At 38.5% G+C, this 26,264-nt stretch carries 30 protein-coding genes; 29 read left to right on the forward strand and 1 reads right to left on the reverse strand.

Going from position 1 to position 26,264, the window contains the following annotated elements; all coding sequences use genetic code 11:
• Positions 1-5 precede the first annotated feature (5 nt).
• The 17 genes from ACYSNU_RS10990 (at position 6) to ACYSNU_RS11070 (ending at position 13,965) form a co-directional block, all read left to right on the forward strand.
• Positions 6-332, forward strand: a complete 327-nt coding sequence (locus ACYSNU_RS10990; RefSeq protein WP_461737249.1) for an LPXTG cell wall anchor domain-containing protein — start codon at positions 6-8, stop codon at positions 330-332.
• Positions 325-1,140 carry a WxL domain-containing protein gene (locus ACYSNU_RS10995; protein WP_461737250.1) on the forward strand — a complete coding sequence of 272 codons (816 nt, stop codon included), beginning with the start codon at positions 325-327 and terminating at the stop codon, positions 1,138-1,140. Before ACYSNU_RS10990 ends, ACYSNU_RS10995 begins: the two co-directional genes overlap by 8 nt.
• 66 nt (positions 1,141-1,206) lie before the next feature.
• Positions 1,207-2,028, forward strand: coding sequence for a WxL domain-containing protein (locus ACYSNU_RS11000; RefSeq protein ID WP_461737251.1), 822 nt, complete (start codon positions 1,207-1,209; stop codon positions 2,026-2,028).
• Positions 2,029-2,138: 110 nt separating this feature from the next.
• Positions 2,139-3,242 (forward strand): DUF916 and DUF3324 domain-containing protein, encoded by a 1,104-nt coding sequence (locus ACYSNU_RS11005; protein ID WP_461737252.1) that lies wholly within the window; start codon positions 2,139-2,141, stop codon positions 3,240-3,242.
• Positions 3,243-3,280: 38 nt separating this feature from the next.
• The gene (locus tag ACYSNU_RS11010) at positions 3,281-3,970 is read left to right on the forward strand and encodes a hypothetical protein (protein ID WP_461737253.1); all 690 of its coding nucleotides are present in this window, start codon (positions 3,281-3,283) and stop codon (positions 3,968-3,970) included.
• On the forward strand, positions 3,939-4,733 hold the full coding sequence (gene lepB, locus ACYSNU_RS11015) for a signal peptidase I (RefSeq protein WP_461737254.1): 795 nt from the start codon (positions 3,939-3,941) through the stop codon (positions 4,731-4,733). The genes ACYSNU_RS11010 and lepB overlap by 32 nt, the downstream gene beginning before the upstream one ends.
• 25 nt (positions 4,734-4,758) lie before the next feature.
• Positions 4,759-5,142: a hypothetical protein gene (locus ACYSNU_RS11020; RefSeq protein WP_461737255.1), complete on the forward strand. Its 384-nt coding sequence runs from the start codon at positions 4,759-4,761 to the stop codon at positions 5,140-5,142.
• A gap of 228 nt (positions 5,143-5,370) precedes the next feature.
• Entirely contained in the window at positions 5,371-6,393 is a 1,023-nt protein-coding gene (locus tag ACYSNU_RS11025; RefSeq protein WP_461737256.1) for a helix-turn-helix domain-containing protein, read from the forward strand.
• Between the two features lie 324 nt (positions 6,394-6,717).
• Positions 6,718-7,644 carry a L(+)-tartrate dehydratase subunit alpha gene (gene ttdA / locus ACYSNU_RS11030; protein WP_265460117.1) on the forward strand — a complete coding sequence of 309 codons (927 nt, stop codon included), beginning with the start codon at positions 6,718-6,720 and terminating at the stop codon, positions 7,642-7,644.
• On the forward strand, positions 7,641-8,252 hold the full coding sequence (ttdB, locus tag ACYSNU_RS11035) for a L(+)-tartrate dehydratase subunit beta (RefSeq protein ID WP_461737257.1): 612 nt from the start codon (positions 7,641-7,643) through the stop codon (positions 8,250-8,252). Before ttdA ends, ttdB begins: the two co-directional genes overlap by 4 nt.
• 23 nt (positions 8,253-8,275) lie before the next feature.
• Positions 8,276-9,640, forward strand: coding sequence for a citrate:proton symporter (locus tag ACYSNU_RS11040; RefSeq protein WP_461737258.1), 1,365 nt, complete (start codon positions 8,276-8,278; stop codon positions 9,638-9,640).
• A 194-nt stretch (positions 9,641-9,834) separates the two neighbouring features.
• Positions 9,835-10,170: a hypothetical protein gene (locus ACYSNU_RS11045; RefSeq protein WP_461737259.1), complete on the forward strand. Its 336-nt coding sequence runs from the start codon at positions 9,835-9,837 to the stop codon at positions 10,168-10,170.
• A 16-nt stretch (positions 10,171-10,186) separates the two neighbouring features.
• Positions 10,187-10,585: an acetyl-CoA carboxylase biotin carboxyl carrier protein subunit gene (locus ACYSNU_RS11050; RefSeq protein WP_461737260.1), complete on the forward strand. Its 399-nt coding sequence runs from the start codon at positions 10,187-10,189 to the stop codon at positions 10,583-10,585.
• An 84-nt stretch (positions 10,586-10,669) separates the two neighbouring features.
• Positions 10,670-11,788 (forward strand): sodium ion-translocating decarboxylase subunit beta, encoded by a 1,119-nt coding sequence (locus tag ACYSNU_RS11055; RefSeq protein ID WP_461736740.1) that lies wholly within the window; start codon positions 10,670-10,672, stop codon positions 11,786-11,788.
• A 95-nt stretch (positions 11,789-11,883) separates the two neighbouring features.
• The gene (locus ACYSNU_RS11060; protein WP_265456672.1) at positions 11,884-12,009 is read left to right on the forward strand and encodes an OadG-related small transporter subunit; all 126 of its coding nucleotides are present in this window, start codon (positions 11,884-11,886) and stop codon (positions 12,007-12,009) included.
• 12 nt (positions 12,010-12,021) lie between these two features.
• Entirely contained in the window at positions 12,022-13,413 is a 1,392-nt protein-coding gene (locus ACYSNU_RS11065) for an oxaloacetate decarboxylase subunit alpha (RefSeq protein ID WP_461737261.1), read from the forward strand.
• A gap of 150 nt (positions 13,414-13,563) precedes the next feature.
• Positions 13,564-13,965, forward strand: coding sequence for a DUF805 domain-containing protein (locus tag ACYSNU_RS11070; protein WP_461737262.1), 402 nt, complete (start codon positions 13,564-13,566; stop codon positions 13,963-13,965).
• A gap of 58 nt (positions 13,966-14,023) precedes the next feature.
• Here the strand turns inward: ACYSNU_RS11070 and ACYSNU_RS11075 are convergent, their stop codons facing one another.
• Complete coding sequence (locus ACYSNU_RS11075; RefSeq protein ID WP_461737263.1) at positions 14,024-14,398, reverse strand: hypothetical protein; 375 nt, start codon at positions 14,396-14,398, stop codon at positions 14,024-14,026.
• A 464-nt stretch (positions 14,399-14,862) separates the two neighbouring features.
• Between ACYSNU_RS11075 and ACYSNU_RS11080 the strand changes: the two genes are divergently transcribed.
• The 12 genes from ACYSNU_RS11080 (at position 14,863) to ACYSNU_RS11135 (ending at position 26,187) form a co-directional block, all read left to right on the forward strand.
• Positions 14,863-15,543 carry a response regulator transcription factor gene (locus ACYSNU_RS11080; RefSeq protein WP_461737264.1) on the forward strand — a complete coding sequence of 227 codons (681 nt, stop codon included), beginning with the start codon at positions 14,863-14,865 and terminating at the stop codon, positions 15,541-15,543.
• Positions 15,544-16,449 (forward strand): sensor histidine kinase, encoded by a 906-nt coding sequence (locus tag ACYSNU_RS11085; protein WP_461737265.1) that lies wholly within the window; start codon positions 15,544-15,546, stop codon positions 16,447-16,449. It begins immediately after the preceding gene.
• Between the two features lie 76 nt (positions 16,450-16,525).
• Positions 16,526-17,218, forward strand: coding sequence for an ABC transporter ATP-binding protein (locus tag ACYSNU_RS11090; RefSeq protein WP_461737266.1), 693 nt, complete (start codon positions 16,526-16,528; stop codon positions 17,216-17,218).
• The gene (locus tag ACYSNU_RS11095; protein WP_461737267.1) at positions 17,215-19,668 is read left to right on the forward strand and encodes an ABC transporter permease; all 2,454 of its coding nucleotides are present in this window, start codon (positions 17,215-17,217) and stop codon (positions 19,666-19,668) included. Before ACYSNU_RS11090 ends, ACYSNU_RS11095 begins: the two co-directional genes overlap by 4 nt.
• 105 nt (positions 19,669-19,773) lie before the next feature.
• Positions 19,774-20,214: a hypothetical protein gene (locus ACYSNU_RS11100; protein WP_461737268.1), complete on the forward strand. Its 441-nt coding sequence runs from the start codon at positions 19,774-19,776 to the stop codon at positions 20,212-20,214.
• 229 nt (positions 20,215-20,443) lie between these two features.
• Positions 20,444-20,671, forward strand: coding sequence for a hypothetical protein (locus tag ACYSNU_RS11105; protein ID WP_461737269.1), 228 nt, complete (start codon positions 20,444-20,446; stop codon positions 20,669-20,671).
• A 971-nt stretch (positions 20,672-21,642) separates the two neighbouring features.
• Positions 21,643-22,650: a serine hydrolase domain-containing protein gene (locus tag ACYSNU_RS11110; protein WP_461737270.1), complete on the forward strand. Its 1,008-nt coding sequence runs from the start codon at positions 21,643-21,645 to the stop codon at positions 22,648-22,650.
• A gap of 123 nt (positions 22,651-22,773) precedes the next feature.
• A complete protein-coding gene (locus ACYSNU_RS11115; protein WP_461737271.1) occupies positions 22,774-23,124 on the forward strand; it encodes a VOC family protein in 351 nt (116 codons plus the stop codon).
• Positions 23,125-23,250: 126 nt separating this feature from the next.
• The gene (locus ACYSNU_RS11120) at positions 23,251-24,222 is read left to right on the forward strand and encodes a MerR family transcriptional regulator (RefSeq protein ID WP_461737272.1); all 972 of its coding nucleotides are present in this window, start codon (positions 23,251-23,253) and stop codon (positions 24,220-24,222) included.
• 125 nt (positions 24,223-24,347) lie between these two features.
• Entirely contained in the window at positions 24,348-24,797 is a 450-nt protein-coding gene (locus ACYSNU_RS11125) for a hypothetical protein (RefSeq protein ID WP_461737273.1), read from the forward strand.
• Positions 24,798-24,868: 71 nt separating this feature from the next.
• Positions 24,869-25,408 (forward strand): hypothetical protein, encoded by a 540-nt coding sequence (locus tag ACYSNU_RS11130; RefSeq protein WP_461737274.1) that lies wholly within the window; start codon positions 24,869-24,871, stop codon positions 25,406-25,408.
• Between the two features lie 155 nt (positions 25,409-25,563).
• Positions 25,564-26,187, forward strand: coding sequence for a hypothetical protein (locus ACYSNU_RS11135; RefSeq protein WP_461737275.1), 624 nt, complete (start codon positions 25,564-25,566; stop codon positions 26,185-26,187).
• Positions 26,188-26,264 lie beyond the last annotated feature (77 nt).

Below are 26,264 nucleotides of genomic sequence, written 5' to 3' on the forward strand. Positions count from 1 at the left end.
GTAGGATGAAAAATAAAAGATTTTTGGTTTTCCTCAGTTGTTTGGTTCTGCTGTTGGGCTTTACAGTACAGGTTGCGAGTGTTCACGCCGCAAAAGATGCAGGTGGTCAGGTCACGGTAGATGGTGGGATTACGTTTTACGAAGGAACCACAACTTCTGAAAGTAGTACCACTTCTTCAGAGCCAACGGGAAAAGAATCTGGTGGCAAGCTTCCGCAGACTGGTGAAACCGTACGTAATTTTAGTTTCATCGGCGGGGGATTGATACTGTTTAATTTATTGATAGTCTTCTTGCGTTATAAGAAAAAAAAGGAGGCAGAGGGAAATGGTTAAAAAATATCATAAATCATTCATGGCTTTTGCTACTTTGCTAACTTTTCTTATTTTCTTTTTGGGAGGGAATCAATCCGTCTTGGCCCATAGTACTGTTTCAAAGGGGTCTGTTTCTGTTGAGGATACCGGTAAGACGAATCCAGTTGATCCGGAGAATCCTGAAAATGAGGTGGATCCAGGAGAATCGCCTTCGACTGAGGGACCTTTAAGAATTGATTTCGTATCGGAATTAAAATTTGGCTTAAATGATTTATCTAAAGAAAATCGAGTATATACCTCTTTAGCCCAGTTGTTTCATGATGAAACAGATGCAAGAGGGTATTACATTCAAGTTACTGATCGCCGCGGAGACTCCAGTGGTTGGGAATTGCAGGTCTCACAAGACCATCAATTTAGTAACTCAATTATTCAATCAACAGATGGCCAAGAACTGAAGGGAGCCAGCTTATCCTTTGATCATGGCTGGGCGAACTCCGTCAGTACGGCTGAAGCTCCCCTCGTTACTCGCGACACAATCGCGATTAATGAAATGAACTCGGCGTATACCGTAGCGACTTCTTCTAAAGGAGCAGGCACTGGAGTTTGGACAATTGAATTTGGTGCGTCGAGCGGAAATAAAAATAACCAACCGAACACATTATCACCTTTAGTTGATAAATCAGGGAATCCGGTAATTGATGGAGTTTTCAATAAACCAGCTTACAGTAATTCAGCGATTACTTTGAGTGTTCCAAAGACAACTAAAATTCAGCCAGTAAAATATTCCACGACATTGACATGGATTCTTACTGCTGGTCCCACAAATTAATATTTTTGGCAAATAGAGGAATCCCTCTTTTGTAATAAAGGAAGAACTATTAGGAGGAAATAAAAAATGAAATTCAAACGTTTATGTGCAACAACTTTATTATCAGTCATTGCTGTAGGGGCAACAGCTCCAGTATTAGCTAGTGCAGCAACTCAAACTCACTCTGCAATCTCTGAAGGCCGGGTGACGGTTGAAGCGGGTGATTTAGATCCTACAGATCCAATCGTTGACCCAGAAAATCCAGGTAAAGATATTGATCCGGATAATCCAGAAATCACTCCAGGAACAGATCCAGGCACATTAGGGATTACAAACGTTTCAAAATTAAATTTTGGAACAATTAAAACGGCTTCTAAAGCAGTAACTGCAAATGCGGCTGCTTTAGTGACTAAAACTGATGACACTGGTGCCACCACAGAAACTCGTGGAGCTTTAGTTCAATTTGGTGATACTCGTGGTACAAACGCTGGTTACACAGTAACCGCTCAAATTACTAGACCCTTTGAACTGAAAACTGATACTACTAAAAAATTAGACGGCGCGACAATCAAATACAACTATGGAATCATGGAAACTCGGGCAGACAATATGGCAACACCAGGCACAATGTCTACATCATTAGACGCATTGGGCTATGATTCTACTGCAAGTGCTGGCAATTCGATTACCGTTGTGTCTGCTGCTCAAGGCAGTGGTGCCGGGGTTTATGTTTTAGAATTTGGTCAAAGTAAAGACTACACAGGCGCTAATACAGTATTAGGGATGACCGGTACTAAAGAGACTGATGACAAAGCTGTTACATTAACAGTACCAGCAGCAACTGCTTCATCAATGGTCTTAGGAGATTATACTGCTGATATCACTTGGACAATTGGTGCATTAGCATAATTTAAGCTCTTTGGTTTTACTATTTTATGAGCTGATGAGAGCATCTCTCATCAGCTCATTAGTTTTGTAAACATATACATATATTCATGACAATTTATTTTGAAGGTGGTATGACAGCAATGATGTTTAGACATATAAAAAAATTTGTAAAACTCTTTTTTCTATTCGTTATAGGAATGATTAGCGTAACAATGGGTAATGAGAAAGCTTTGGCCACTGCTGATCAAGGTAATGGTAGTTCAGCGACAGGCTTTAATTATCAAGTTATGCTTCCAGAAAATCAAACAGATTCGAGTTTAGGCTACTATGATTTAGCTATGAATCCAAGCCAACAGCAGGTTATATCGATGACACTGACTAATCCGGGAGAAGAAGCTATAAAAGTTGGTTTAAAACTTAATGCTGCAAAGACCAACAATAACGGCGTGATTGAGTATAATCGTCCAGATATCGAAAAGGATCCCTCGCTGCAGTTTGATTTTAATCAGCTGGTCTCCGTACCAGAGACGATTGATTTAGCTGCTGGTGAGACTAAACAATTAGATATTTCAATTCAAATGCCCGAAACAGCTTATGATGGTGTGATTGCGGGTGGCCTTACGATGCAAAGAATTATTGATGAGACAGAAGGCTCTGATTCCGAAGCAGGGTCCTATGTGAATAATAAATATGCATATGCAGTTTCCATTTTGTTGAGGGAAGGGAATAATGATTTACAACCTGATTTACAATTCAACAAAGCTTATGCTGGTCAGCAAAATTATCGAAATACGATTTTTGTTAGTTTTTCAAATACCGTTGCAACCTATGTTAATAATTTAACGGTAGACGCTCAAATTACGGCAGAGAGTTCAAATGAAGTCTTGTGGGAAACACGAAGAACGACAATGCGGATGGCCCCCAATAGCTTCATAGACTTCCCAATCAGCATGGCTGGCAGCCAGATGGAGCCGGGACAATACACTGCCCACGTAAATGCTTATATTGGGGATCAGAAGTGGGAATGGCATGAAAATTTTGAGATTTCTGAAAAAGAAGCAAATGAATATAATGAAAGAGATGCAGGCTTGGTCCAAGAAAGAGGAATTGACTGGCGCTTGATTGCTACGATTGTAATAGGGTTTATTGCCTTGGTTGGAATCATCTTTTTCATTGTAACAAGAAGAAAAAATAAGAAAAAAAAGTTGGCTAAAAAATCCAAAAAGAAATCCTAGTCACTATTTAACAGAATTCACAATTCAGGGGGGATATGATGTCTATCATAGAATGGGGTGTCATCATTGGAATTTCAATTACACTGATTCTGATTTTTTTCACTATTTATTTTTTTATAGCGATGCTATCACAAACAAAAAAGCTGGCAGGTATTCCGAGTTCTCCCCCAAAAAATTCTAAACTAAAAAAAAGATGGCGGGTAGTAAGAAAAAGAATCTATTTAAAAAGAAAAAAAGATGTAAAAATGGTCGTCTTTTTTTCTTTCTTGGCCCTACTATTTGGTGGCGGAACAGCCTACCTTAGCTATTATCAATCCACCAACTTATCTACGGAAGATTCCGATTTGGTTGTACGGTCATATTTGTTACTGCGTGATTTTGAAGGAAAAATAAATGATGCCGCAAATGCAACAGAAGAAGCGGATACGGTGAATAGAGATATCCGGTATTTAGCGACTAATCTAGCAAGCTATGCGAGTAAGACAGCGAGTTCGGCAAATACCGCAGACGGTCAAACTGTTTTAAATAGGTATTACGCAGCACTAGGAGAACTTGGAATGAACGCAAGTCGTCAGGTGACAGAATTTTACAATAATAGTGAGCTGGTTGTCACCTATGAAGGTGATATAGACCGACTTAAAGAACTTGAAAGTAAAGCTTTTGACTATTATAGCGTCAACCAAGAGGCACTAGAAAATGAGGCTAGTGAAAATTCCGATGGAGAATAGAAAGAAGCTGAGGAAAAGGCCGAAAAAAGCGGTTGGTTCAGCTAAGCAGCACAAAACGCGAAAAAATAAATCAAATGCTCAGACAGTCCCGCAAAAATCAGCTTTGCTTAAAAAAAGTAGCAAAGCTGAATTTCTTAAAAGCAAAGGTAAGGAGCCGTTAACACGCCCTAAAAGAAAAACAAGAAAAAAAGGTAAAAGATTTAAGTCTCAAAACTCGCTATCAAAGAAAAAGCAGGTTAGTAGGTCAAAACAGCGTTTTAAAGTGCTTTTTATTATATTCAGTATGACTTTGATTACATGTATATTTGTTAGTTCGGTTTTTTTTGAAATTTATCGAGTTAACGGGTATAGTATGGTGCCGACTTTAAGGGACAGAGATCTGGTGCTGATAAAAAAAGAGAAAAGTGTTCAGCGCTTTGACTTGGTTCTAATAAAACGTGGTACTACTTATCAGATTAGAAGAGTAATAGGTCTGCCAAAGGAAGATATTCAATATATAAATGATAGCTTGTATGTGGACGGAGAGATGGTTGTTGAAAGATTTTTAATCAATCAAATTAATGAGGCACAACAATCTGGTGGAAATTTTACGAAGGATTTTAGTCTCATAGATATCTCTGGGGCTTCGAAGATACCGGAAGAAGCATATTTCGTCTTAGCGGATAATCGAGAGTACAGTTCTGATAGTCGTGATTATGGTCTGGTGAATAAAAACCAAATTATAGGTGTAATAACAATCAATTTTTCTGATTTAAAAACATGAAATGATTTACCCGATGGAGGATATGATGGCTGCTGTTAAAAAAAAAAGAGTTGAGACTATGTTGGGGACATCTTTAAAGAAGCAAATAATAACTAATAAATATGGACCAGCAAAAGAGGTTCAGAAGATTTTCAAAATGGATGTGGAACAGTTTTATTTTGCTTATTTCACTATAAAAAATCAAAAAAGAACCTGGGGCTTGTTTCTTATTTACACCATAATAATCAGTTCAATTTTTATTGTAACTGGATTGGTGGGAATGATTTCACCCTATACAGCACTAATTTTATATCTCATCCTAAGCTCTTTAGGATTGATAGTAGCTATTCTTTTATTTAATTTTGAAAAGCGAAAATTGGCACTCTATGAGTATCTGTACTTCAAATTGAGATGGAAAATTAAACAATAATTCCTAAAACTAGCAAAAATTACACCTCTATAGCGAAAAGCTGCTTAGATTGTCGAAGTAAATATAATATGATTGCCGCCTTAATGCTTCAGTAATTTTTAAAACTCTGGATAAGGATTTTTTCAAAATGACTGGAAACATCTGATTTAGCCACTAAACAGTGAGTACTCCTATCAGGAAAACAATGCTATAATCAAGAAAAAAAGTGTCATATTTGGAGTTTTTACAATGAATTTAAGAGAGCAGTATCAATTTGATAATTTAAGTGTTCAGTTTGACCAGCTGGTGTATCGAGTTGGCAGCTATCACTACAATTGGCATTATGAAATCGAATTATTGTGGCTGTTAAAAGGTCATATTGAAATTAATGTTGACGGCAGCATTCATGAGCTGCAAACAGGGGATTTATATGTAATCAATTCCAATAGTGGGCATGCGACGTTTGCGATTGATCCTGATAGCACCTGTTTGCGGCTGTATCTTTCCCCTGATTTTTTTATTAATCAAGGGGTGGAGCTGGGCGGTGGCAGCTTCAAATTGGACTCTAGCCGTGACCAGCGCAATCCCCACTATGTGTCTTTTAGAAAAGATATGGCGCAGCTGCAATTGTTGGGCCATCAGGCGAGTGCCGCTTTTCAAAAAAATAGTCTCTTTTTTTCGATTAGCCAAAAGCTATTGGAATTTTTTGTTCCCGCTGAGAATAATAAAGAGACACCGCTAGCTAAGCGGCAGTCTTTATTAGACGATGCAATTTCTTATCTGGAGGAAAACTTTAGAAAAGAGGTTTCACTGGAGTCGTTAGCCCAAGCGACCAATTACTCCACGACCTATTTGTCAAAATTATTTAAAAGCGAGTTGGGGATTAATTTTTACGAATATCTGACCCGTTGCCGCTTGCAACATGCAGTTAAAGCGTTGGCAGACACCCAGTTGAAAATTGCCGATATTGCTTATGAAAATGGCTTTAGTGATATCAAAGCCTTTAATAAAATGTTTAAGAAACATTTTGCCCTGACTCCCAGTGAGTATCGAAAGCAACTGAACCCTGATTTGCGGGTAATTGATCAATCCTTTAAAGAAGAATTGTCACCAGAAGATCAACAAGTGGCGTTGGCAATTTTACAGGCTCAAGCTGCTAGCCAAGAAACACAGCAGGTTAATCCCTGCAGCTATTGTGCCAGAGATGATTACCAAGAAAAATACAATGAGCTTTTAGCCAAGTTAAAAGCGATCACTTCAACTGCTGATTAAAAAACCATTTCCTCAAAAATCGTCTGTTTTCAAAAAGCATTTAATTCTATGCAAATTTTTGATTTTCAGTGCTGATTTTTGAGGATTTATTTTTTGGCTATCACAAAAATCGGGATACCTTTTTTTTGCTATCCAACATTATGAAAACGGAAACATTTGCCGCTACTGTCGCAAACAGCAGTGGCTTTTTTTGTGTTGAAGGAGAGAAAATAAGGACTTTATTCAATGTTATTACTTTCACAAGGAAGCAGCATCTCGATAATTATTGGCTAGTTGAAAAAGGCTTTTCCAATGATAATACAGATAACAGCAAGGAGGAGTATCATGACTACAAAATATACTTACCAAGAAAAAACTTTATCACCTAAGGCTCAGCAAATGCGGGATATTTTAGTTGACTACATTGCCGTGGTCAGCCGGCGTTTACCTGATGACGTGACAGCAAAATTAAGTGAGCTTTCTAAAATTGAAGTCGATCCATTGCAACAATTGGTGTATAACACCATGTGGGAAAATCAAATGTTAGCTGAAAAATTAGAACGACCCAGTTGTCAAGACACTGGGGCATTACAATTTTTTATCAAATGTGGCAGTCATTTCCCATTATTAAGCGAATTGAATGACATTCTAAAGGAAGCCGTTTTTTTAGCAACACAAAAAGCACCACTACGTCACAATGCAGTGGAAACCTTTGATGAATACAATACAGGATTAAATATTGGTTCTGGCTTACCTAGTGTTTTCACAGAAATTGAAGGCGACTCCGATAAATTGGAAATGTATGTTTACATGGCAGGGGGCGGTTGTTCCTTACCAGGGGCGGCTAAAGTTTTAATGCCAGGCGAAGGCTATGAAGGTGTCGCAAAATTTGTGATGGATCAGATGACCAGCTACGGGATTAACGCTTGCCCGCCATTATTAGTAGGTATCGGTATTGGCACTTCGGTGGAAGTTGCCGCTATGAATTCTAAATTAGCTTTGATGCGGGAAGTCAGTAGTGAAAGCCCGAACGAAAATGCCCGCAAGATGGAACATCTACTAGAGGATGGCATCAACAATATTGGCTTAGGACCACAAGGCTTCGGCGGAAAAAAATCCGTCATGGGGGTTAACATTATTAACACTGCCCGCCATCCTTCCGTTATTGGCGTGGCCATTAATGTTGGCTGCTGGTCCCATCGCAGAGGAAAAATTTTATTTGATAGCGAATTAAATTATTCATTACCGCTACATCAGGAGGTAGAACTATGAGAGAGTTTCATTTAAAAACACCCGTGTCCGCTGAAGATATTGCCGATATTCGTGTAGGGGATATCGTTTATTTAGAAGGGATTTTAGTCACCTGTCGCGACGTGGCCCATCGGCGAGTTGTCGAAGAGGGACTGCCTTTGCCGGTGGATGTCAAAGACAAGGCAATTTTACACGCTGGCCCAATTGTCAAAGAAAACGAAGATGGCAGCTATCAAATGATTTCTGTTGGACCGACGACTAGTATGCGGATGGAAAAATTTGAAGAGGATTTTATTAAAGAAACCGGCGTTCGTTTAATTGTCGGCAAAGGTGGCATGGGAGCGGGTACACAAGCCGGCTGTAAAAAATATCAAGCGCTACATCTCGTTTATCCAGCGGGCAATGCCGTTTATGCCGCTGAAAAAGTCGAAGAAATTATCGATGCGCAGTGGAAAGACTTAGGAATGCCGGAAACTCTATGGGTAAATCAAGTTAAAGAATATGGTCCATTAATCGTTTCAATCGACACTCTAGGAGACAATTTGTTTGAAAAAAATAAAATTGAATTTAACCGACGCAAAGATGCAGAACTAGAAAAAATTTATCAGGAAGTGCGTTTCATCAAATAGCTTTATAGAAAAGAGGAAGCCTCATGCTTTTATTCTTGGCATTGTTAATGATTGTTTCATTTGTCGTTTTATTGGCGAAAAATAAACTTTCAATTGTCGGCGCTCTGGTTTTAGTGCCACTGTTTTTCGGATTAATTGTGGTTGTTCTAACAGATGCCACTTTTGCTGATTTATTTCAATGGATTACGGATGCGCTGTTCTTCAGTGTCAATGATGAATCCGGCAGTGTTTCCATGGGGGTTATCTCCCCAGGCTTATTAATTTTATTTGCAGTGATGTATTTTGATTTAATGTTAAATGTGGGATTGTTTGACCCCTTGTGCGAATTTTTTATAAAAAAAGCCAAGGGGGACCCGCTAAAAGTGACGATGGCCACCGTTTTAACAGCCACGGTAGTCACAATGAACGGGGACACCACCACGACGATTATTATCTGTGTAGCAGCCTTTTTGGAATTGTATAAATTTATGAATATGAAACTCAGTTATTTAGCAATCTTAATTGTTGCCCCCATCGGAATTTTTAATCAGCTTCCTTGGGGCGGGCCGACGATTGCTGCCAGCACAGCCATTGGTGTGTCAGTGACGGAACTATTTAATGCCCTGCTACCAGGGATGCTAGTAGCAGAAGTATTTGTCATTTTTCTTGCTTATCGTTTGGGCTTAAAAGAACGTAAGCGCTTAGGTTTTTGCGACGGTTCTGATTCAGCGATTGATGACATTATGATGGCAAAAATGTTAGCCTCAATTCAAGATAAAGATCCAGAATTGAAACGGCCTAAATTATTCTGGTTTAATCTGTTGTTAACGATGGGTATTTTATATTTGCTGATTCAAGATGTAGCCCACGGTGCCGTTTTATTTATGATTGGAAGCGCTATAGTCTTGACGGTGAATTATCGCAAAGTCAGTATCATCAATGAGCGGATTGATGACATTGCCGCCGATGCGCTAGCTCCAGCTTTAGCCACCTTTGCTGCAGGTGTTTTCTCAGGCGTCTTATCCGGCAGTGGGATGGCAAATGCTTTAGCTCAAGGCATCACCATGATTATTCCCGAAAATTTAGGCGCCCATATGGCATCGATTTACGCTGTCATCTCTGCACCGGCAATTGCCTTTTTGCCACAGGATGCCTTTTACTTCGGCATCGCCAAAGTTGTTGCTGAGGTGATGGAATCCTATGGCTTAACGGCTACCCAAGCAGCAGTTGCATCGATGGTAGGACAATCCTTCCGTTTGATTTCGCCAGTTATTCCAGCTTTATTTATGCTGACAGCTTCGACTGAATTAAATTTTGTTGATTTTCAGAAGAAATATATCAAATACTGCTGGCCAATTTTAATCATCTATCTTGCTGTGTATGCAGCAACCGGGTCATTGCCGCTTTAAACAGAAGAGGCTGTGGCATAAGTCCAACGAACGGTCAAAAATCTGACCTATTCAGCAGCTCATCTAATTTCAAAAATATTTTTTTTGAAATTACTGGACTGTTTAGTAGAAGCATCAAGGTGTTCAGAATTTTGACAGAGGGAACTTATGCTACAGCGTCTTTTCTTTTTGAAATTTTAAAAAGAGGAGGGAGAATGTTGTTTCCATTTTTAAAACGCAGAGCATCAACGAAAAATCAGGCAGATATCAAAACAAATAATCAGCAGACAATCAAACAAGTTGCTGAAGAAACGAAATCTTTTGAAGCTTTGCCAGCTTTTATTCCAACAAGTCCCAGAGAATATCAGTTGGTGAGTGTGATTGCCACCGCAATTGCGGCTGGCGAAAACAGCGACAGTCAATTTGTGGTTAAACGAATTTTAAAACGCAATCCAGAAGCCCGCACGGTCGCTTTAGTTGCCGCCAGTCTTGCCGCAGGCACCGCAGAAGACAGTCAGCTTGTCGTCACGTCCATTCAAAAGAAAAAATAAAACGGAGGGTTACACAATGTTACGTAAATTTAAAATTTCAATCGATGGTCAAGAATACTTAGTAGAGATGGAAGAAATCGGTGGCGTGCCACAACCAGCCGCACCTGTTGCGCCGGCGGCCCCTGTTGCGCCCGCTGATCCTGCTCCAGAAGCAGCACCTGCTGCACCAGCACCAACGCCAGTTGCTTCAACTCCAGCTGGTGCCGATGCGATTACCGCACCGATGCCTGGCGCTATCTTAAAGGTTTTAGTAAATGTTGGCGATACGGTTGCTGAAAACCAACCAGTCATGATTTTAGAAGCGATGAAGATGGAAAACGAAATTGTGGCACAACATGCAGGCACCGTTATGGGTATTCATGCAGCACCTGGTGACAATGTGAATCCTGGTGATCCATTGATAACCATTGCCTAAATAAGTTAGAGAAAAATTCTATTTATATAGAAATTAAAAAGTGAAGTTATGTAGAAGTGAAATTAAGTTGAGGAAGTGAAATTTGTGGAAACATTGATTGAAGGGTTTATCGGTATGGGGCAAGAGCCCGGCCGGATTGTCATGATGGTGGTCGGTGCCGTCTTAATGTATTTAGGAATTAAAAAAGAATATGAGCCGACATTATTAGTTCCAATGGGGTTGGGAACGATTTTAGTGAACTTCCCGAACTCTGGTGTACTGGCAGCCGGTGGCGAACCAGGGCCTTTCCAAGTCCTGTTTGACTTCGGTATCAGTACAGAATTATTCCCGTTGCTATTGTTTATTGGGATTGGCGCAATGATTGATTTCGGCCCGCTGTTACAAAATCCTTTCCTGTTATTATTCGGTGCTGCGGCGCAATTCGGAATTTTCTTCACAATTATCGTGGCTGTTTTAATCGGTTTTGATATTAACGATGCAGCGTCAATCGGGATTATCGGGGCGGCGGATGGACCAACCTCCATCTTCGTAGCCAATACGTTGAATTCGAAATATCTTGGGGCCATCATGGTTGCCGCGTATTCCTACATGGCGTTAGTGCCAATTATTCAACCGGTGGCGATCAAAGCGGTGACAACCAAACATGAACGCCGGATTCGCATGAACTACCGGGCAGGGGAAGTATCGCAAACAGCGAAAATTATTTTCCCAATTGTCATTTCGATTGTGGCTGGCTTAATTGCACCAGCGTCCTTACCATTAGTTGGGTTCTTGATGTTCGGAAACTTGTTGCGAGAATGTGGTGTGTTAGACCGTCTGTCGTTAACGGCCCAAAATGAATTGGTAAATATTATCTCAATTCTATTAGGTTTGACAATTTCTGTGCGGATGCAAGCCAACGAATTCCTGCAAGTCGATACCTTAATGGTAATTGGCTTAGGGTTAGTCGCATTCGTAATGGACTCAATCGGTGGGGTACTTTTTGCCAAAGTCTTGAACTTATTCCGCAAAGAAAAAATCAATCCAATGATTGGGGCGGCTGGGATTTCAGCGTTTCCAATGAGTAGTCGAGTGATTCAAAAAATGGCAACCGAAGAAGACCCACAAAACTTTATCTTGATGCATGCGGCGGGTGCCAACGTGTCTGGACAAATCGCTTCAGTTATCGCTGGTGGATTAGTTTTAGCCTTGTTAGGCGGTTAATCACAAAATTCTTATCCAAGTATCCCTCAACCTGCTAAACGTTGAAGGAGCTTGGTAAAGCGCATTACACGATATAAAAATGAGGAGGAACCAACATGTCAGAAGCGTTACAAACAGCGTTGCAGTTATTAGTTTTTGGTTGGGGCGGCGTCTTCGTCGTGATTCTAGTCATCTACTTTGCCTCAATGATTTTGAGTAAATTATTTCCAGTAAAGAAGTAAGAGAGGATTGCAATGAAAAAAATTCGTTTCATGGAAACTGTCTTGCGGGACGGTCAACAGAGCTTAATTGCCACTAGAATGCCGACATCCGATATGCTACCCATTTTAAAAACAATGGACGAAGCCGGCTTCCATTCTTTAGAAATGTGGGGAGGGGCAACGTTTGATTCCTGCCTGCGCTTTTTAAATGAAGACCCGTGGGAAAGATTGCGGGCGATTCGTAAAGAAGTTAAAAACGCCAAATTACAAATGTTGTTACGAGGACAAAACCTCTTAGGCTATAAAAATTATGCCGATGATGTGGTGACTGATTTCGTAACTAAATCGATTCAAAATGGGATTGATGTGATTCGTGTGTTCGATGCCTTAAATGACACACGGAATTTGAAAACCTCTGTCTTAGCGGGGAAAGCAGCTGGCGGACATATTCAAACAGCGATTTCTTACACCACCAGTGATTTCCACACAGTCGATTATTTTGTGAAATTAGCCAAAGAAATGGCTGATTTAGGTGCAGATTCAATTTGTATTAAAGATATGGCGGGAGTGCTTACACCTGAAACTGGTTTTGAATTGGTGAGCCGCATCAAAGATAGTATTGATTTACCATTAGAAGTTCACACTCACGCAACTAGCGGAATTTCTGAAATGACGTATTTGAAAGTCGCTGAAGCGGGTGCGGATATTATCGATACAGCTATCTCTTCTTTTGCTGGTGGCACGAGTCAACCGGCAACGGAATCAGTTTCGATTGCTTTAGAAGGATTAGGCTTTGATACAGGCTTAAACCAAGAAAAATTAACCGAAATTGCCGAATATTTTAATCCGATTCGTGATCGTTTCCGCAACGAAGGCATTTTGAATCCGAAAGTGAAAGATGTCGAACCGAAAACGTTAATCTTCCAAGTCCCTGGTGGCATGTTATCCAATTTATTGAGCCAATTAACAGAACAGGGCTTACAAGATAAATACGATGAGGTATTAGCTGAAGTGCCAAAAGTGCGGGCTGATTTAGGTTATCCTCCTTTGGTAACTCCGTTGTCACAAATGGTGGGAACTCAAGCGTTGATGAACGTGATTTCTGGTGAGCGTTACAAATTAATTCCAACTGAAATTAAAGACTACGTGAAGGGCTTATACGGCCAACCACCTGTCGCTATTTCAGAAGAGATTAAAGAAAAAATCATCGGCGATGAAGCAGTCGTGACCGTTCGGCCGGCTGATTTGATTGCGCCCCAGTTACCTGAATTTAGAGAAGAAATCAAAGAGTATGCAAAATCAGAAGAAGATGTCTTAGATTACGCTTTGTTCCCACAACAAGCCAAAGACTTCTTAGGCCGCAGAGAAGATCCTTTCTATGATGTGCCAGTGCAAACAGTCAGTGTCACAATTGAAGCCAAATAAAATAACTATTTAAGAGATAGAAAATCACAAAATCTTTCGTGATTTTCTATCTTTTTTGTTGTCATCCTTGACTTAAACTGATTTAACAGAGAAATACACGTTGACATTTTCTTGGTTTTTTGAAATATTTTTAGTAAGGGGGGCGACGAAATGATTAAGGCGTATAAAGAATATTGGCAAAATATTACCAATATGGAGGGCTCTGCCACAAGAAGCCAATACTGGTGGCCACAGGTCGTTAATTACTTTGTAATGGGGATTTATTCATCTATAGTTGGGATTCAAAATTACGTTGAGTTTACGACCAGAGATCGCTATGTTGTCTTAGAATGGAATATGGTAACTATCGGGTTTGTCCTTTTAGGTATGCTGATATGGCTTGCAAATTTTACAGTTAGAGCCAGAAGACTGCACGATCGAGATCACAGCAATTGGTGGATAGCCTGGTATTTACTACCGCTATTAGGTGCGCTAATTATTTTTTTCGAAATGATTTCGCCGGGCAGATATAGCTTCAACAAGAGATGGCCCATCAACCAATCCGATTTTTGATGGAACGAGATCGCTTCGGCGGTCTTTTTTTGGTGGACAGGCTAAGAGTTACAAGGAATTACTCGATCTCTCTTTTTTTGAACCTATTCAAAATTCTTTTCAATAAATGAGGTTGAAAGGAAGATGTTATATTCTGCCAATCTTGAATATCAGGAATTTCGTTTTTATTAAAGTAATTTAAAAACATTGGGACAATTTCTTCAGCGCTATCTGGGATATAAGAATAGTGAGTCATTTCGCCTGTTGGTGACAGAAAGCGGATTTCGACAGCGGCAGCATATTGGAGATAAAGACTATCATGGATTGGCTTTTCTGGTTCTAGAATAACGAATTCCGTCTCATTTTTGACCAATGCATTTGCGATAAGCTCACTGGTAATCTCAGCAGAATGATAGATTTTGCCATCAATGGTTAGTTTAAACTGATTTGCCATTTTCAAGGCTCCTTTGTAAAAGTTTGAAATTATTATATCATGATAATTTTAACTAGTAGATTATGATAACAGGAGAGAGCAAGATAATTTTCATAAGTTAAAAATGATTTTTACTAGATTATTTAAGGACATTAGTCGCCTCGCAATTCTTGTGGAGTCTAGAAAAACAATCAAACGGATAGTATAATTGATAGGATACGTATTTAAGAGCCGTATTATTTCATTGTTGGAAAATTTTTTATAAATAAATTTTTTCAGGAGAAAAAACGTTCAGGTGCAGGATAACTAACTTTCATGCTCTTTCCGCCTTTTTTACAGCCTATCTGAAAAAATATGACGAAGGTACCAATAGAAAAAAAGTTCATTTTTGCCAATTAGAATTAAGTAGTAACGGCATTCTACTTTTGAAAGTAACAATATGCAACCATAAAAAAACGAACTAGCAGATTAGGAAGGCTGATTTGATGGAAAAGACCATTCTAGTAATTGAAGATGATCAAGATTTAAGGCGGGGAATTTCATTTAGTTTAGAACAAGAGGGCTATCAAGTGGTAACCAATGATCGAGCTAGTGGAACAATTGCTTTAATCAAAGAAAAAAATCCTGAACTCATTATGTTAGATGTCAATTTACCAGATGGAAATGGGTTTGATTTATGCTTGGAGATTCGTAAATTTTCTCAAACCCCCGTGTTCTTTTTAACTGCTTTGGATATGGAAACAGATGTGGTGCGGGGAATTACCATTGGGGCTGATGATTACATCACGAAGCCTTTTTCTTTGGCTATTTTGAAAGCTAAAGTGGCCGCTGTTTTTCGCAGAATGGAAGTCAATAATACTGAACTTATCAGTGGCCCCTTTCGCCTAGATTTAGCGACGCATCGTTTTTTCAAAGAGCAGGAGGAAATTTTTTTGTCCACAACAGAATTTCGCCTACTCCACTATCTGATAAAAAATTCAGGCATTGTTTTAGAAAAAGACAAGCTGCTGTCAGTTCTTTGGGATGACCAAGGGAAATTTGTCGATGAAAACACCCTCTCCGTGAATATTCGGCGATTACGGAAAAAGATTGAAACCGACAGTAAACAACCTGAATTTATTCAGACGATTCATGGTGTGGGTTATCTTTGGCAAAGGGGGAAATAAATGACAGCCTTCGGACTTATTTTATTCATAGCACTAGTTTTTATTTGCTGGCTGTTTTATTTACGGCGAGAGTATCAGAAAAAGTTAGTCTCAATTGAAGCGGTTCTTGATCAAACGCTTCAACAAAAGCTGCCGGAAAATACCTTAGCCTTTCAAGAAGGCCAAGATTCAAAAATTGTCTATAAGGCTAAAAGAATTGCAGCGATGAATCAAGATTTTAATCAACAAGTAGTCCTTGAACAAAATCGGACACAGGAGACCATCGCGAATATCTCTCATCAATTAAAGACCCCAGTAGCCAGCTTGTCGATGTATTTAGAACTACTGGAAAATAGTTCTTTAACAGCAATGGAGCAACAGGAGTTTATGGGGAGAATTCAAGGCAATGTGGAACGCTTGCGTTTTTTAACGGAGGAAATTTTAATGATTGCTCGACTTGAGACTAATACATTGGTCCTCAATCAACAGATTTCCCCATTGCAAGAGACTCTTATGCAGGTCATTCAGCAACATAATTCTCAAGCAGAAATAAAAGAATGTCGAATCGAGCTCGTTAGCCAATCTGATTTGAGTTTGACATACGATTCTCGCTGGCTGCTGGAGGCTTTGAGTAATATCGTTGATAATGCTGTCAAATATGCCCTGCCAAAGACGACCATTGGAATTTCGGTCGAACAATTAATCTCCTATACTCGCATCCAAGTTACCAATCAAGGACCGACCATCTCAGCAGAGGAGCTGCCTAAAATTTTTCAAAAATATTTTCGTGGCAGCAATTCTCTGGCTGAGGATGGCGTTGGGATTGGTCTTTATTTAAGTAAACTGATAATTGAAGCAAGTGGTGGTTATCTGGTGGCAGAATCACAGCAGCAACTCACGACAATTTCTATTTTCTTACAGAACTGACAGAAGTTTAGCCGTATTTGTCATAATGCTGACAGATATGCTTGCTATAGTGGTCTTGTGAGAAGGGGGAAACGTGATGAATATTTTAGAAACGAAACATTTAATGAAGATTTACGGGGCTGGGGAAATTCAAGTTTTCGCGGTTAATGATGTGAATTTGACGATTAAGCAGCGGGAATTTGTGACAATTGTTGGGACTTCCGGTTCAGGTAAAAGCAGTCTCTTGAACTTAATTGGCGGCTTGGATCGCCCGACTAGTGGTGAAATTCAGATTGCTGGTAATGAACTGGAGACTATGAGTGAAGAAGAGTTAACGATTTTTCGCCGGCGCAGTATCGGCTTTGTTTTTCAATCCTTCAATTTGGTGCCCATTTTGAATGTCTATGAAAATATTGTGTTGCCAATTCAACTTGATGGCAATCGAGTGGATGAAGAATTTGTCGCAGAAATTATTGGTGTACTGGGGCTAAAGGGAAAAGAATATAGCTTGCCAAATCAGCTTTCAGGTGGACAGCAGCAGCGGGTAGCAATTGCCCGTGCGCTGGCGTCAAAGCCCGCGATTATTTTAGCGGACGAGCCGACAGGAAATTTAGATAGCCGCAGTAGCCAAGATGTGTTGGGACTATTAAAGCAAACCACCAAAAAATTTCAGCAGACCTTGATTATGATTACCCATAATGATCAAATTGCTCAGCTGAGTGACCGAGTTATTCGGATTGAAGATGGCAAGCTTTCGGAAATTTCTGTCACAGGTGGTGACTGGGGATGAAAACACAAAAAGAGATTACTAGTAAACTATGGAAGAAAAGTTTTGCTGCAAACAAACGCCGTAATGTCTTTGTGATTTTAGCCATTGCTTTAACGACACTCTTGATTACCTCGGTGATTTCTTTAGGCTCAAGTTTTGTTGAATCCAACAACCAGCAAATGATTCAATACGTCGGAACTGTGGCAGATGCCAGCGTGAATAATTTGTCAGACAGTCAGTTAACGACGCTAAAAGAGGATTCAGATATTTTAGCTTATGGCCAACAAACGACCGTTGCAACTGTTGCAGCAGATAGCATCAAAAATGATAAAGTCCAATTGCTGCTCCATTGGTTTAGCAAAGGGGAGTGGCAACAATTAAGAGAGCCTGCCATCTCTGATTTTGTCGGCAGCTATCCGGAAAAAGAAAATGAAGTTTTAGTTCCAATTTATGCTTTAGAGGCTTTAGGAATCACGAAACCTAAAATTGGGATGGAGATTCCAGTGAGCTTTACGGTAAACAATCAAGAAATAAGCAACACCTTTACATTGTCTGGCTATTATACTGAATACATTAGTCAACGGGCGCCAGAATACAGCTATTTACTTGTGTCTGACGTTTTTAAAAATAATTATTTGCAAACAAATGAGAATGTTTTTACTTCTTTTAAGTATCAAGAGGGCGTAGATATTGCTGAGGCGAATAAAGCCTTAGCTAAACAATTGAAACTAACAAGCACACAGGAGATTTCACCTACTCTGCGAGAATCTACACAGGATATGGGAACGGTCTTAATCGGCATTGTTTTGTTTTTGTTGATCATTTTAATCTCTGGCGGACTACTGATTTATAATGTGCTGTATATTTCGATTGCCAATGATATTCGTTTCTTTGGTTTATTAAAAGCCGTTGGAACCACAAAAAAACAACTGCGAAAAATTGTTTTAAAACAAGCCCTTTTGTTAGCGATAATCGGCATCCCAATCGGGTTATTGATTGGCACTGGGATTTCTTTTTTGCTTATTCCCTTTGTGCTTCAAGCAACCGTCTATGCGGATGCAGCCGTCGTCTCTTTCCAACCGTTGATTTATTTGGGCGCTAGTTTATTTTCTTTTATGATGACGCTAATCAGTGCTGTTAAGCCCGCCAACTTTGCAGCAAAAGTTTCACCAGTTTTGGCGTTGCATTATACCGAAGGAACCGGACATAAAAAGCAAGTTCATTCTTTGCATGGAGGAAAATTATCTACATTGGCTTGGCGCAATATCTTCCGTGACAAAAAAAGGGCCTTGGTGGTTATCGTTAGTTTATTTTTAGGAATCACTTCTTTTGTTGCTGTGAATACGGTAATTAAAAGTATTGATTTTGAAAAGTTTGTCCTTAGTGAGCTAAGCCATGATGTGACCATTGATAACTCACAGACCTTCCAAAATGATAATTCTAGTCAAAACCAAGCAATCACCCAGTCCGTCAAGCAACTATTAGACAATCAAACAGGAATTTCGAACGTAGCTGTCACTTACCGTGTGTTTGTGACGATTCCTTATGAGGCTAATCAGTATGCAAATTACCTTGAAACTTATAATGACAGCTTTAAATATGGACAAGTCGATACGAGTCAAATAACTACTGAGAATTTTGTAGGTGAAATTAGAAGCCTTTCGACAGCTGAAGCGAAAAAACTAAGCGGCGCTGATTTTGATAGCGAGGCTTTCGAAAATGGCGAGTTCGCTTTGGTGCAATCTGATAAGCCACAGGATTTTAAGCAGCTGAGTCAAATTAACTATACCGAAAAGAGCACCCAGTCATCGGGCTCATTTACAATTGGTGGCTTTATTCCCACAGATTATCAGGCGGTGCAAACTCAAAACGGTGCACCGGTCATGTTTATTGCTGAAAACTATTTTCATACGTTATTTCCAGCTGGAGAATTAGCTGATTGTCAATTTGATGTCGCGCAGGAAAATGAAACCACAATCACGAGTCAATTGGAAGCTATTTTAAGTGGACAACAGGCTTATGTGCTGACGACAAAGCTCGAGATGAGTCAAAGAGCAGAAAATGAAACGCTGATGTTAAGAGTTTTAGGTAACACATTGGCGATTATTTTAATATTGATCGGGCTCTTAAATTTTGTGAACATTTTGACCACCAGCATTTTAGCTCGCAAACAGGAATTAGCAACAATGGAAAGTATCGGCATGACCCGCAAGCAAGTTATTCAGATGCTAACATTGGAGGGCATCTATTACAGTTTAATTATCACTTTGTTAGTTGCGACATTTGGCATGGCTCTAACTTACGGTATCTTTTTAGCAGTAAAACAAGTAGCGTCTTATGCCAGTTTTACGCTACCTGTTATACAAATTATTGTTGCACTGCTGCTGGTATTTATTTTAGGCCTTCTTGTTCCCCGATTAGTAATGAAGGAAGTCGGTAACGGACCTTTGGCTGAACGAATTAAAAATTAGTAAGAAGCTGACCTTTTCGTAAACTGCGGAGGTCAGCTCCTTTTTATTGAAAGGAGCTTGCCAAAATAGTTGTTGATATTACAATATAATTGAGGAGGGATGAAGATGTCCGTATGTCCGGAATGCTATAGTAGTCATAATAAAGCCACCCCACTTTTAAATAAAGAAGCCTGTCTTAAAGAACATACTCAATATATTTGTGGGACATGTGGCCGCTGTATTTGCATTGAAGCTGATGCTAAACGAGATGTTCGCCGCTGGAATTTCCCCTTCAAATCCCTTGAGCTTGCCAAGCTCTATTTAAGAACCGCTGATTACACAGAACAGCGGAGCTGCGGTATCTATGGACTTGTCAATGACTCAGGAAGAAGGACTTACAAAATATTTTCTACGCAGGAAGATTTTATTTCTTATTTGAAACGCGCTGGGAAGCGCCCATTGCAAAATGACGCTTTGTATCAGAAGAAGTGTTATCAAACTTTTGAGAAAACTGAAGTGAGACGTTTAACAGAAGCTGAAGTCAGTGAGTATTTGTCTAATAATTGAGGAGAGGTTCCAGAAACCAGGATTCATAATAACAAATTGTTAAAAAAGGCTATTGTGTCTAGTGAAAACAAAAATTATTGGTAGGTTCATTGGGCGTCAATCAATACGGCACTAGATTGCAGTGAGAAAATCAGTAAATAATTACCCTTCAAGTTTATGGAGAGTGATATAAAAAAGAGTTAGTCATAACTAGCTGTCTAAAGAGCTTTGGGGTATTTGGAGGGAAATCATGAGTTTAGAAAAACTAGTTCAGGAAAATGCTTTTACTTATCAGGAAAGAAAAGATACTAAAATTTTCATTTATCATTATGGAAAGCAGGTAATGATTCTTAGCGGTAAAAGGTCTGCTCAATTATTGAAAAAGTTGGAAAAAGCAACACCGGAAGAGAGCCAGTTGATATTAGCAAAAATCACCGGAAACTTCAAAAGAGGCAATGAAAAAATTGTTAATAAATGATATTTTTTTTAAAATTCAAATCAAAAATTATTGTCAGATTTTTAATAGTAATGGTTTTGAGTTGATTCTTGATAATTGTCAAAATAACTTGGAGCTTGATTAAGTAAACTAAGTGGCTGCAGCTAATCTTAATAGGATTGCAATGATAGGATAAATCATTCTTTAATTGGTGATGAACTCATTGTACCAAGTGTAAAACAAGAGAATGTCGAAATAGAAGCGGTTATTGTCGGTAGCATACTAGAAAACAGCTGCAAGATTCTGATAATCTGGCATTGAAAATATTCAATAGCCAAGCCAAGAGCAATAGCGGCACAAAATTACTATCAAGTTTTTTAGGGATTTTGGGGATTATTATATTGGTTTGCGGTTATTTCTTATTTTTGTATAACAAATTTTTTGTAGAATAATGCCGGATTACATGGACTTTATTGGGCTTCTCATTTTTTAGATGTTTCATTATCGTTACTTTTCAAGCAGAGTAACTTAAAAGCCTGTAGTAAATCGCTGAAAACAACTTGAGCTATTCATCGGAAATAAAAATACATAGCCCCATAACAAGAGAAATAATTTCTGCCCCTTCAACTTCCATGCCACCTTTTTCTAAAGCGTCGCCAAAGTCAGCTCACCATTTTTCAGCGTGCTATACAGTATCTGAATTCAATTTTTGATTTCGAATAAAAAAGCGGAAACAAATTGACAAAGTTAAGGTGATTAACTAAAATTTTAAATGACATTATTTAATAGTGTGACACCCAGCAAAGTATTCAAAGAGGATTGAAAGCGTATCTGAATCCAATAAGCTAAATTAAAAAATCAGGTGCAGGCAGGTAAGAATTTAAGTTTAATGAACCTGCGGCTAGTCCTATTCTAAGTACAGAAATTAAATCTCGAGTTACTCCATTTAATTTGGAGGTTAAGAGAGCGCTTAAAATATAGAATGAATCAATTTTAAAGGAGTTGAAGTGTTGATGTTGAATCAAACAATCTTAGATGAATTAGCCAAACAGTATGGCGTTCCAAATGTTGAGGTTTGTTCTATTACAAATGGAAAGCTTGAGGAATATTCAACCAATACGGAAAAAGAACAGATTGGAAATACGTTGTTTAATGCTTGCTCAATCAGTAAGCTCGTAACCGCTGTTCTCGTCTTGCAACTAGCATCAGAAGGAAAACTTGGGATTGATACACCCATCAATCAATTAATAAAAAAATTGCCGCTTCAATCGAATACAGGCTTTCCAACGTTGAGGCAGTTGCTTTCACATACTGCAGGCATTCAAGACCCAGCAGGCTCTTTTGATATATTAGCGTTCAAAGATGCACCACCAAAAGTTTTAGAGCTACTTTTGGGCAAAACAATTTATTGTAAAGAAAAAATTAGCATTAGAACGGCACCAAACCAACAATTTGAATATTCAGACGCTGGTTATGCTGTAGTTGAGTATGTGGTGGAGGAAGTATTACAGGAACCTTTTACCAGGCTTGTGGAAGAAAGAATTTTTTCTAAACTTGGGATGACCAATAGTTTTTATCCAGAAAACTATGCTTTTTTTGCTGAAAAAGATTGTGTCAAAGGGTATAACAAAGACAATGAACTAATTGCAAATAGTTATAGTATCTATCCATACGCTAGTGGTGCTGGTTTATGGAGTACACCAAGAGATTTAGCAAAATTGTTAGTAGAAATCTCAGCTATTTTTTCAAATAAGAGTCAATTGGGCATTGAGAAAAACTTTTATGATGAAATGAAAACAGCTCCTGACTATGCCTCTTACGCAGGTTTAGGAGTATTTTTAGATGTGGTTGAAAATCAAATAGAGTTTAGCTCCTTTGGCTGGGGTCAAGGCTATCAATGCGGCTTGCTTTTTTATCCAGAACCAGCTCAAGGTCTTGTTGTCATGACGAATAAAGATAGTGGTGTTCATCAATTAAAAGGCGTGATCGGAGCTATCTTTGAAGAATGGAGTAAAGGCTGAACCGAGATTATTAGTTGTTAGCAAACAGTATAATTTGCAAAGAGAAGTTTTGACATCAATTAAGGAACACATGAATAGCATTTAAATCAAATTTGAAACTAGTTTAATTCAGGAGCTTAAATTATGGAGATCAATCTTACCTCCCTCTACATTTGCGTCAAAGATATGGCACGAGCGATAAAATTTTATACAGATTTTTTTGAAAGAGCCCCAATCGTCTCAGATGATATTTACAGTGTGTTTGATATAAATGGTTTTAGATTTGGCCTCTTTGCTTATCAAAAAATGGCTGAGCCCCACACTTTTGGCAGTAACTGTTTGCCAAGTCTAGAAGTCCCAACCGTTACTATTTTACAAGAAAAAATCAACAATCTTGAAATTTGTTTTCCCTTGACAAAAATTGGTGAAAACTGGGTCGCTGAGTTTGTTGACAGCGAGGGTAATCACATTGAGATTACCTCACCACTCACCTAGCAAACGTAAGCTAACTTATATTTAGTTCAAATATTTTCAGTAGCTAAAAACATTCAACTTATTCTTGACTCTACCTTTAGGGAAGCATATAAACTAAAATTAATAAATTTTAAGGAGTTGTTTTTTATGGGAGATTTAATCAAAATTCGTGAGGTATCAAGTAAGTATAATATTACCGCCAGAGCACTTCGTTATTATGAGGATATGGGATTGATTACCAGTGTTCGTAATGAAGATGTGGCTTACCGGATGTATGATGATGCCGCAGTTCAACGCTTGGAACAGATTTTGATTTTACGCAAGCTTAATATTAGTATCAAAGATATTCAACGAATTTTTGCATCAGCAGGATCTGAAGTGGTGTTGGATGTTTTGGGACAAAAGGTCGAAAATATTGATGAGGAAGTAGCACTATTAAATGAATTAAGAGAAATTGTTCTGGATTTTATTGAAGAGATTGAAAAGGTTAATTTCTTAGATAATTCAGATATCAAACAACTCTACAACAAGGCGAAGGATATTGAGACAGAGTTGACGAATGTGGAGTATGCTGGTAAGCCTAATAATGTGAGTCGCTTGGTAGAAATCACTGAAAAGCTAGATAAAAAAGTTCCAGATGTGATGGTCGTTAGAATTCCTAGTTTTAGAGCGGTGACTTCTGGTAAACGTTCTTTTGAAGAAATTTTTAGTCCAGGTGGATATATGTTCAAATTATGGCAACATTATGAGCTATATCAAACAGTGATTTTTGATTGCTTAGATTTTCTTTTGGTCAGTGAAGAAGAGGGGGAAATGATCTGTGCTGTGAAAGATAAAGTGACACAAGCGGATGTCAGCCCATTACAAATCATTGATTTCCCCGGGGGACTTTACGCTATGGCTGTTAGTATCGATGAGGATGATGAAAGCATTCAAAAAGTTCATGAGAAAATTTTTAAATGGGTGGCAGGCACGAACTTTGAAGTTGACCAAGCTCGTAGCTTTATGTTTAACATGCCCTATCTAGATGAAGAAAATAAATATCAGCAGGATATTGAAAAAGGCTTAGGCTATCGTCAAATGCAGCGTTATGTTCCACTAAAATTAAAAGAAGCTTAAAAAAAACACGTCTAGTGATTATCAAGCAGTTAGATAATAGTAGGCGTGTTCATTTTATCGTTGAAAACAAGTAATAATTTTATACAATGAAGTAAGGAGTTTTTTTATGATAGGGGGACTTTACATTGAGAAAAACATTACCTGAAGTGGCTAGCTATTTAAAAACTATTTTACCACCAGTAGCCGATGAGATGGATAGCATTCATTCTGATTTTCTGGAGATAGCGGGCGAAGAACAGATTAGGATAGGTGTGCTAAGCTATCGGACTTTTTTGGTCCGTTTATTTAACCAAGTAATGCTTGAGGGCCATACATATGACACAAGTAAAAAAGTCAATCATGCCTATGAAAACCGTACAACCTTGTCTGTTTATTATCCCTTTTTAAATCATTTAAAAAATCTGTTACTAAATATTGGTCTCATCGGTACACCTAGCGCTGATGATATGGATTTGATTTGTTCACCAGAGATATTTAATAAAAAACTTTCCACTGCAAAAACTCTTGAATGTTTGCGCTTTTTAAACTGCTGTGGATTAATCATTTCTGAGGTAGATCTTACACAAAAAAAGTAAATTTGTTTGAGCTATCTGAGATCAAAGTAAGTTATCCTGATGATCCAAAGATGCTCGTGGGATTAAAAATCATGGCTTTCGCTGAAGCTCAACGAGGTAATCTGAACAATCAAGATATTTTCTTTCGTTGTGATTACCATAGTTTAGAAAACAAACAAATAGAGCCTGATAGAATTCTTACAGATACAATTTCTTCTTTATCCAAGGAGATTCAAGATTTTGTATCGGAGCTCAATGAACGATATATAGCACAAGGATTAACCAGTATAATTGAAATTAAAGGATTTCATATCTATATCAGATATTGCTATAAACGCAAAGATGTTTTTGGCTTGAATGCTTCTTTGAACAATGGCTTTCATCTGAACGTAAAACCATTGAAAACTGAAAACTATCACGAACTGATTCAAACATTGCCCAACTATTTGAAGGAAAAAATTGAAGCAGGGTATGGCTGTGGGCGTAAACGAACGATTGCAAGATGTGACGGCGGCTGTCGTGGGATGACAATTCCATTAGATGACACGATTTTAGATTTAAAAAAAGATATCATAACTTGGTTTGATCAGGAAATCAGCTGGAGAAATAAAAAATCAGCAGGTGGAAAATGAGTAAACTCCCAATTTTTAAAACTCTTACTAGAGTAATGTTAACAATATAGAAGAATTAATTATTACGGTGACGGCAAAGACACTTGAAAGAGAAACGAAGAGCATCTGGATAAATCGGCCATTAAATGGCAATTAAGAAATTTATTGGAGGAGATATGAGATTTTTAAAAGCGAAGCTGGCAAGTGAAAAGTTGTCAGAAAGAATTGTTTATTGTTTAATTACTTTTTTAGTCAGTTTTATCATCATAGTTATTTTAAGTTACTTTTTATTACCAGATGGTTTTTTGAAAGGAAAGCAAAGTGCCAGCTTTGAATTGACCAATAGCCTTTTTGAAAATGCCCTGCGCATTTTTTGCTGGAACTTGTTTTCTGTAGTTTTCATTTTTATTGGCTCACTTTTTTCAAAGAAAAGAAAGAATGAATTGAATTATTTTTCGACAGGCTATTTGGTCTTTTTTGTGTTAATTGCAATTAATGCTGTAACCTTGGGCACTTGGTCATTTTCTGTTGAACGCACTGCTGTGCCGTTAGTTGAAAGAATATTTGGGCTATTTCATTTTACTCAGAACGCTGGTTTGATAGAAATGTTCGGTCAGATGCTGATTCTTTGCTCACTGGCAACAATTAGTATTGTCAAAGTATCCGGCAAAGAGGTCATCACCAAGAAGTTCAGAGATATTCGGCTAACAAGGCCAGAAATCATCGTGGTCTGTTTCGGTGTGGGATTGATGCTTTTGGGCGCCTTTATTGAAGGACTCGCCATTCAAAAGATATTTTAAAAATGATTTTAGAATATCAAGCTGTTCTTATACTTCCCAAATGCACCTCAAAATGATTTTAAATGACAGCTCCCACA

Source organism: Enterococcus sp. LJL120 (assembly GCF_054871765.1).

Excerpts from the sequence above, each read along its gene's own strand:
- ACYSNU_RS11105 (WP_461737269.1), top strand. The coding sequence starts at position 20,444 with ATGAGTTTAGAAAAACTAGTTCAGGAAAATGCTTTTACTTATCAGGAA.
- lepB (WP_461737254.1), top strand. The coding sequence starts at position 3,939 with ATGAGGCTAGTGAAAATTCCGATGGAGAATAGAAAGAAGCTGAGGAAA.
- ACYSNU_RS11005 (WP_461737252.1), top strand. The coding sequence starts at position 2,139 with ATGACAGCAATGATGTTTAGACATATAAAAAAATTTGTAAAACTCTTT.
- ACYSNU_RS10995 (WP_461737250.1), top strand. The coding sequence starts at position 325 with ATGGTTAAAAAATATCATAAATCATTCATGGCTTTTGCTACTTTGCTA.
- ACYSNU_RS11040 (WP_461737258.1), top strand. The coding sequence starts at position 8,276 with ATGCTTTTATTCTTGGCATTGTTAATGATTGTTTCATTTGTCGTTTTA.
- ACYSNU_RS11060 (WP_265456672.1), top strand. The coding sequence starts at position 11,884 with ATGTCAGAAGCGTTACAAACAGCGTTGCAGTTATTAGTTTTTGGTTGG.
- ACYSNU_RS11070 (WP_461737262.1), top strand. The coding sequence starts at position 13,564 with ATGATTAAGGCGTATAAAGAATATTGGCAAAATATTACCAATATGGAG.
- ACYSNU_RS11130 (WP_461737274.1), top strand. The coding sequence starts at position 24,869 with ATGGCTTTCGCTGAAGCTCAACGAGGTAATCTGAACAATCAAGATATT.
- ACYSNU_RS11085 (WP_461737265.1), top strand. The coding sequence starts at position 15,544 with ATGACAGCCTTCGGACTTATTTTATTCATAGCACTAGTTTTTATTTGC.
- ACYSNU_RS11080 (WP_461737264.1), top strand. The coding sequence starts at position 14,863 with ATGGAAAAGACCATTCTAGTAATTGAAGATGATCAAGATTTAAGGCGG.
- ACYSNU_RS11045 (WP_461737259.1), top strand. The coding sequence starts at position 9,835 with ATGTTGTTTCCATTTTTAAAACGCAGAGCATCAACGAAAAATCAGGCA.
- ACYSNU_RS11075 (WP_461737263.1), bottom strand. The coding sequence starts at position 14,398 with ATGGCAAATCAGTTTAAACTAACCATTGATGGCAAAATCTATCATTCT.
- ACYSNU_RS11025 (WP_461737256.1), top strand. The coding sequence starts at position 5,371 with ATGAATTTAAGAGAGCAGTATCAATTTGATAATTTAAGTGTTCAGTTT.
- ACYSNU_RS11010 (WP_461737253.1), top strand. The coding sequence starts at position 3,281 with ATGTCTATCATAGAATGGGGTGTCATCATTGGAATTTCAATTACACTG.
- ACYSNU_RS11020 (WP_461737255.1), top strand. The coding sequence starts at position 4,759 with ATGGCTGCTGTTAAAAAAAAAAGAGTTGAGACTATGTTGGGGACATCT.
- ACYSNU_RS11065 (WP_461737261.1), top strand. The coding sequence starts at position 12,022 with ATGAAAAAAATTCGTTTCATGGAAACTGTCTTGCGGGACGGTCAACAG.
- ACYSNU_RS11050 (WP_461737260.1), top strand. The coding sequence starts at position 10,187 with ATGTTACGTAAATTTAAAATTTCAATCGATGGTCAAGAATACTTAGTA.
- ACYSNU_RS11000 (WP_461737251.1), top strand. The coding sequence starts at position 1,207 with ATGAAATTCAAACGTTTATGTGCAACAACTTTATTATCAGTCATTGCT.
- ACYSNU_RS10990 (WP_461737249.1), top strand. The coding sequence starts at position 6 with ATGAAAAATAAAAGATTTTTGGTTTTCCTCAGTTGTTTGGTTCTGCTG.
- ACYSNU_RS11120 (WP_461737272.1), top strand. The coding sequence starts at position 23,251 with ATGGGAGATTTAATCAAAATTCGTGAGGTATCAAGTAAGTATAATATT.
- ttdA (WP_265460117.1), top strand. The coding sequence starts at position 6,718 with ATGACTACAAAATATACTTACCAAGAAAAAACTTTATCACCTAAGGCT.
- ttdB (WP_461737257.1), top strand. The coding sequence starts at position 7,641 with ATGAGAGAGTTTCATTTAAAAACACCCGTGTCCGCTGAAGATATTGCC.
- ACYSNU_RS11135 (WP_461737275.1), top strand. The coding sequence starts at position 25,564 with ATGAGATTTTTAAAAGCGAAGCTGGCAAGTGAAAAGTTGTCAGAAAGA.
- ACYSNU_RS11095 (WP_461737267.1), top strand. The coding sequence starts at position 17,215 with ATGAAAACACAAAAAGAGATTACTAGTAAACTATGGAAGAAAAGTTTT.
- ACYSNU_RS11100 (WP_461737268.1), top strand. The coding sequence starts at position 19,774 with ATGTCCGTATGTCCGGAATGCTATAGTAGTCATAATAAAGCCACCCCA.
- ACYSNU_RS11115 (WP_461737271.1), top strand. The coding sequence starts at position 22,774 with ATGGAGATCAATCTTACCTCCCTCTACATTTGCGTCAAAGATATGGCA.
- ACYSNU_RS11090 (WP_461737266.1), top strand. The coding sequence starts at position 16,526 with ATGAATATTTTAGAAACGAAACATTTAATGAAGATTTACGGGGCTGGG.
- ACYSNU_RS11110 (WP_461737270.1), top strand. The coding sequence starts at position 21,643 with ATGTTGAATCAAACAATCTTAGATGAATTAGCCAAACAGTATGGCGTT.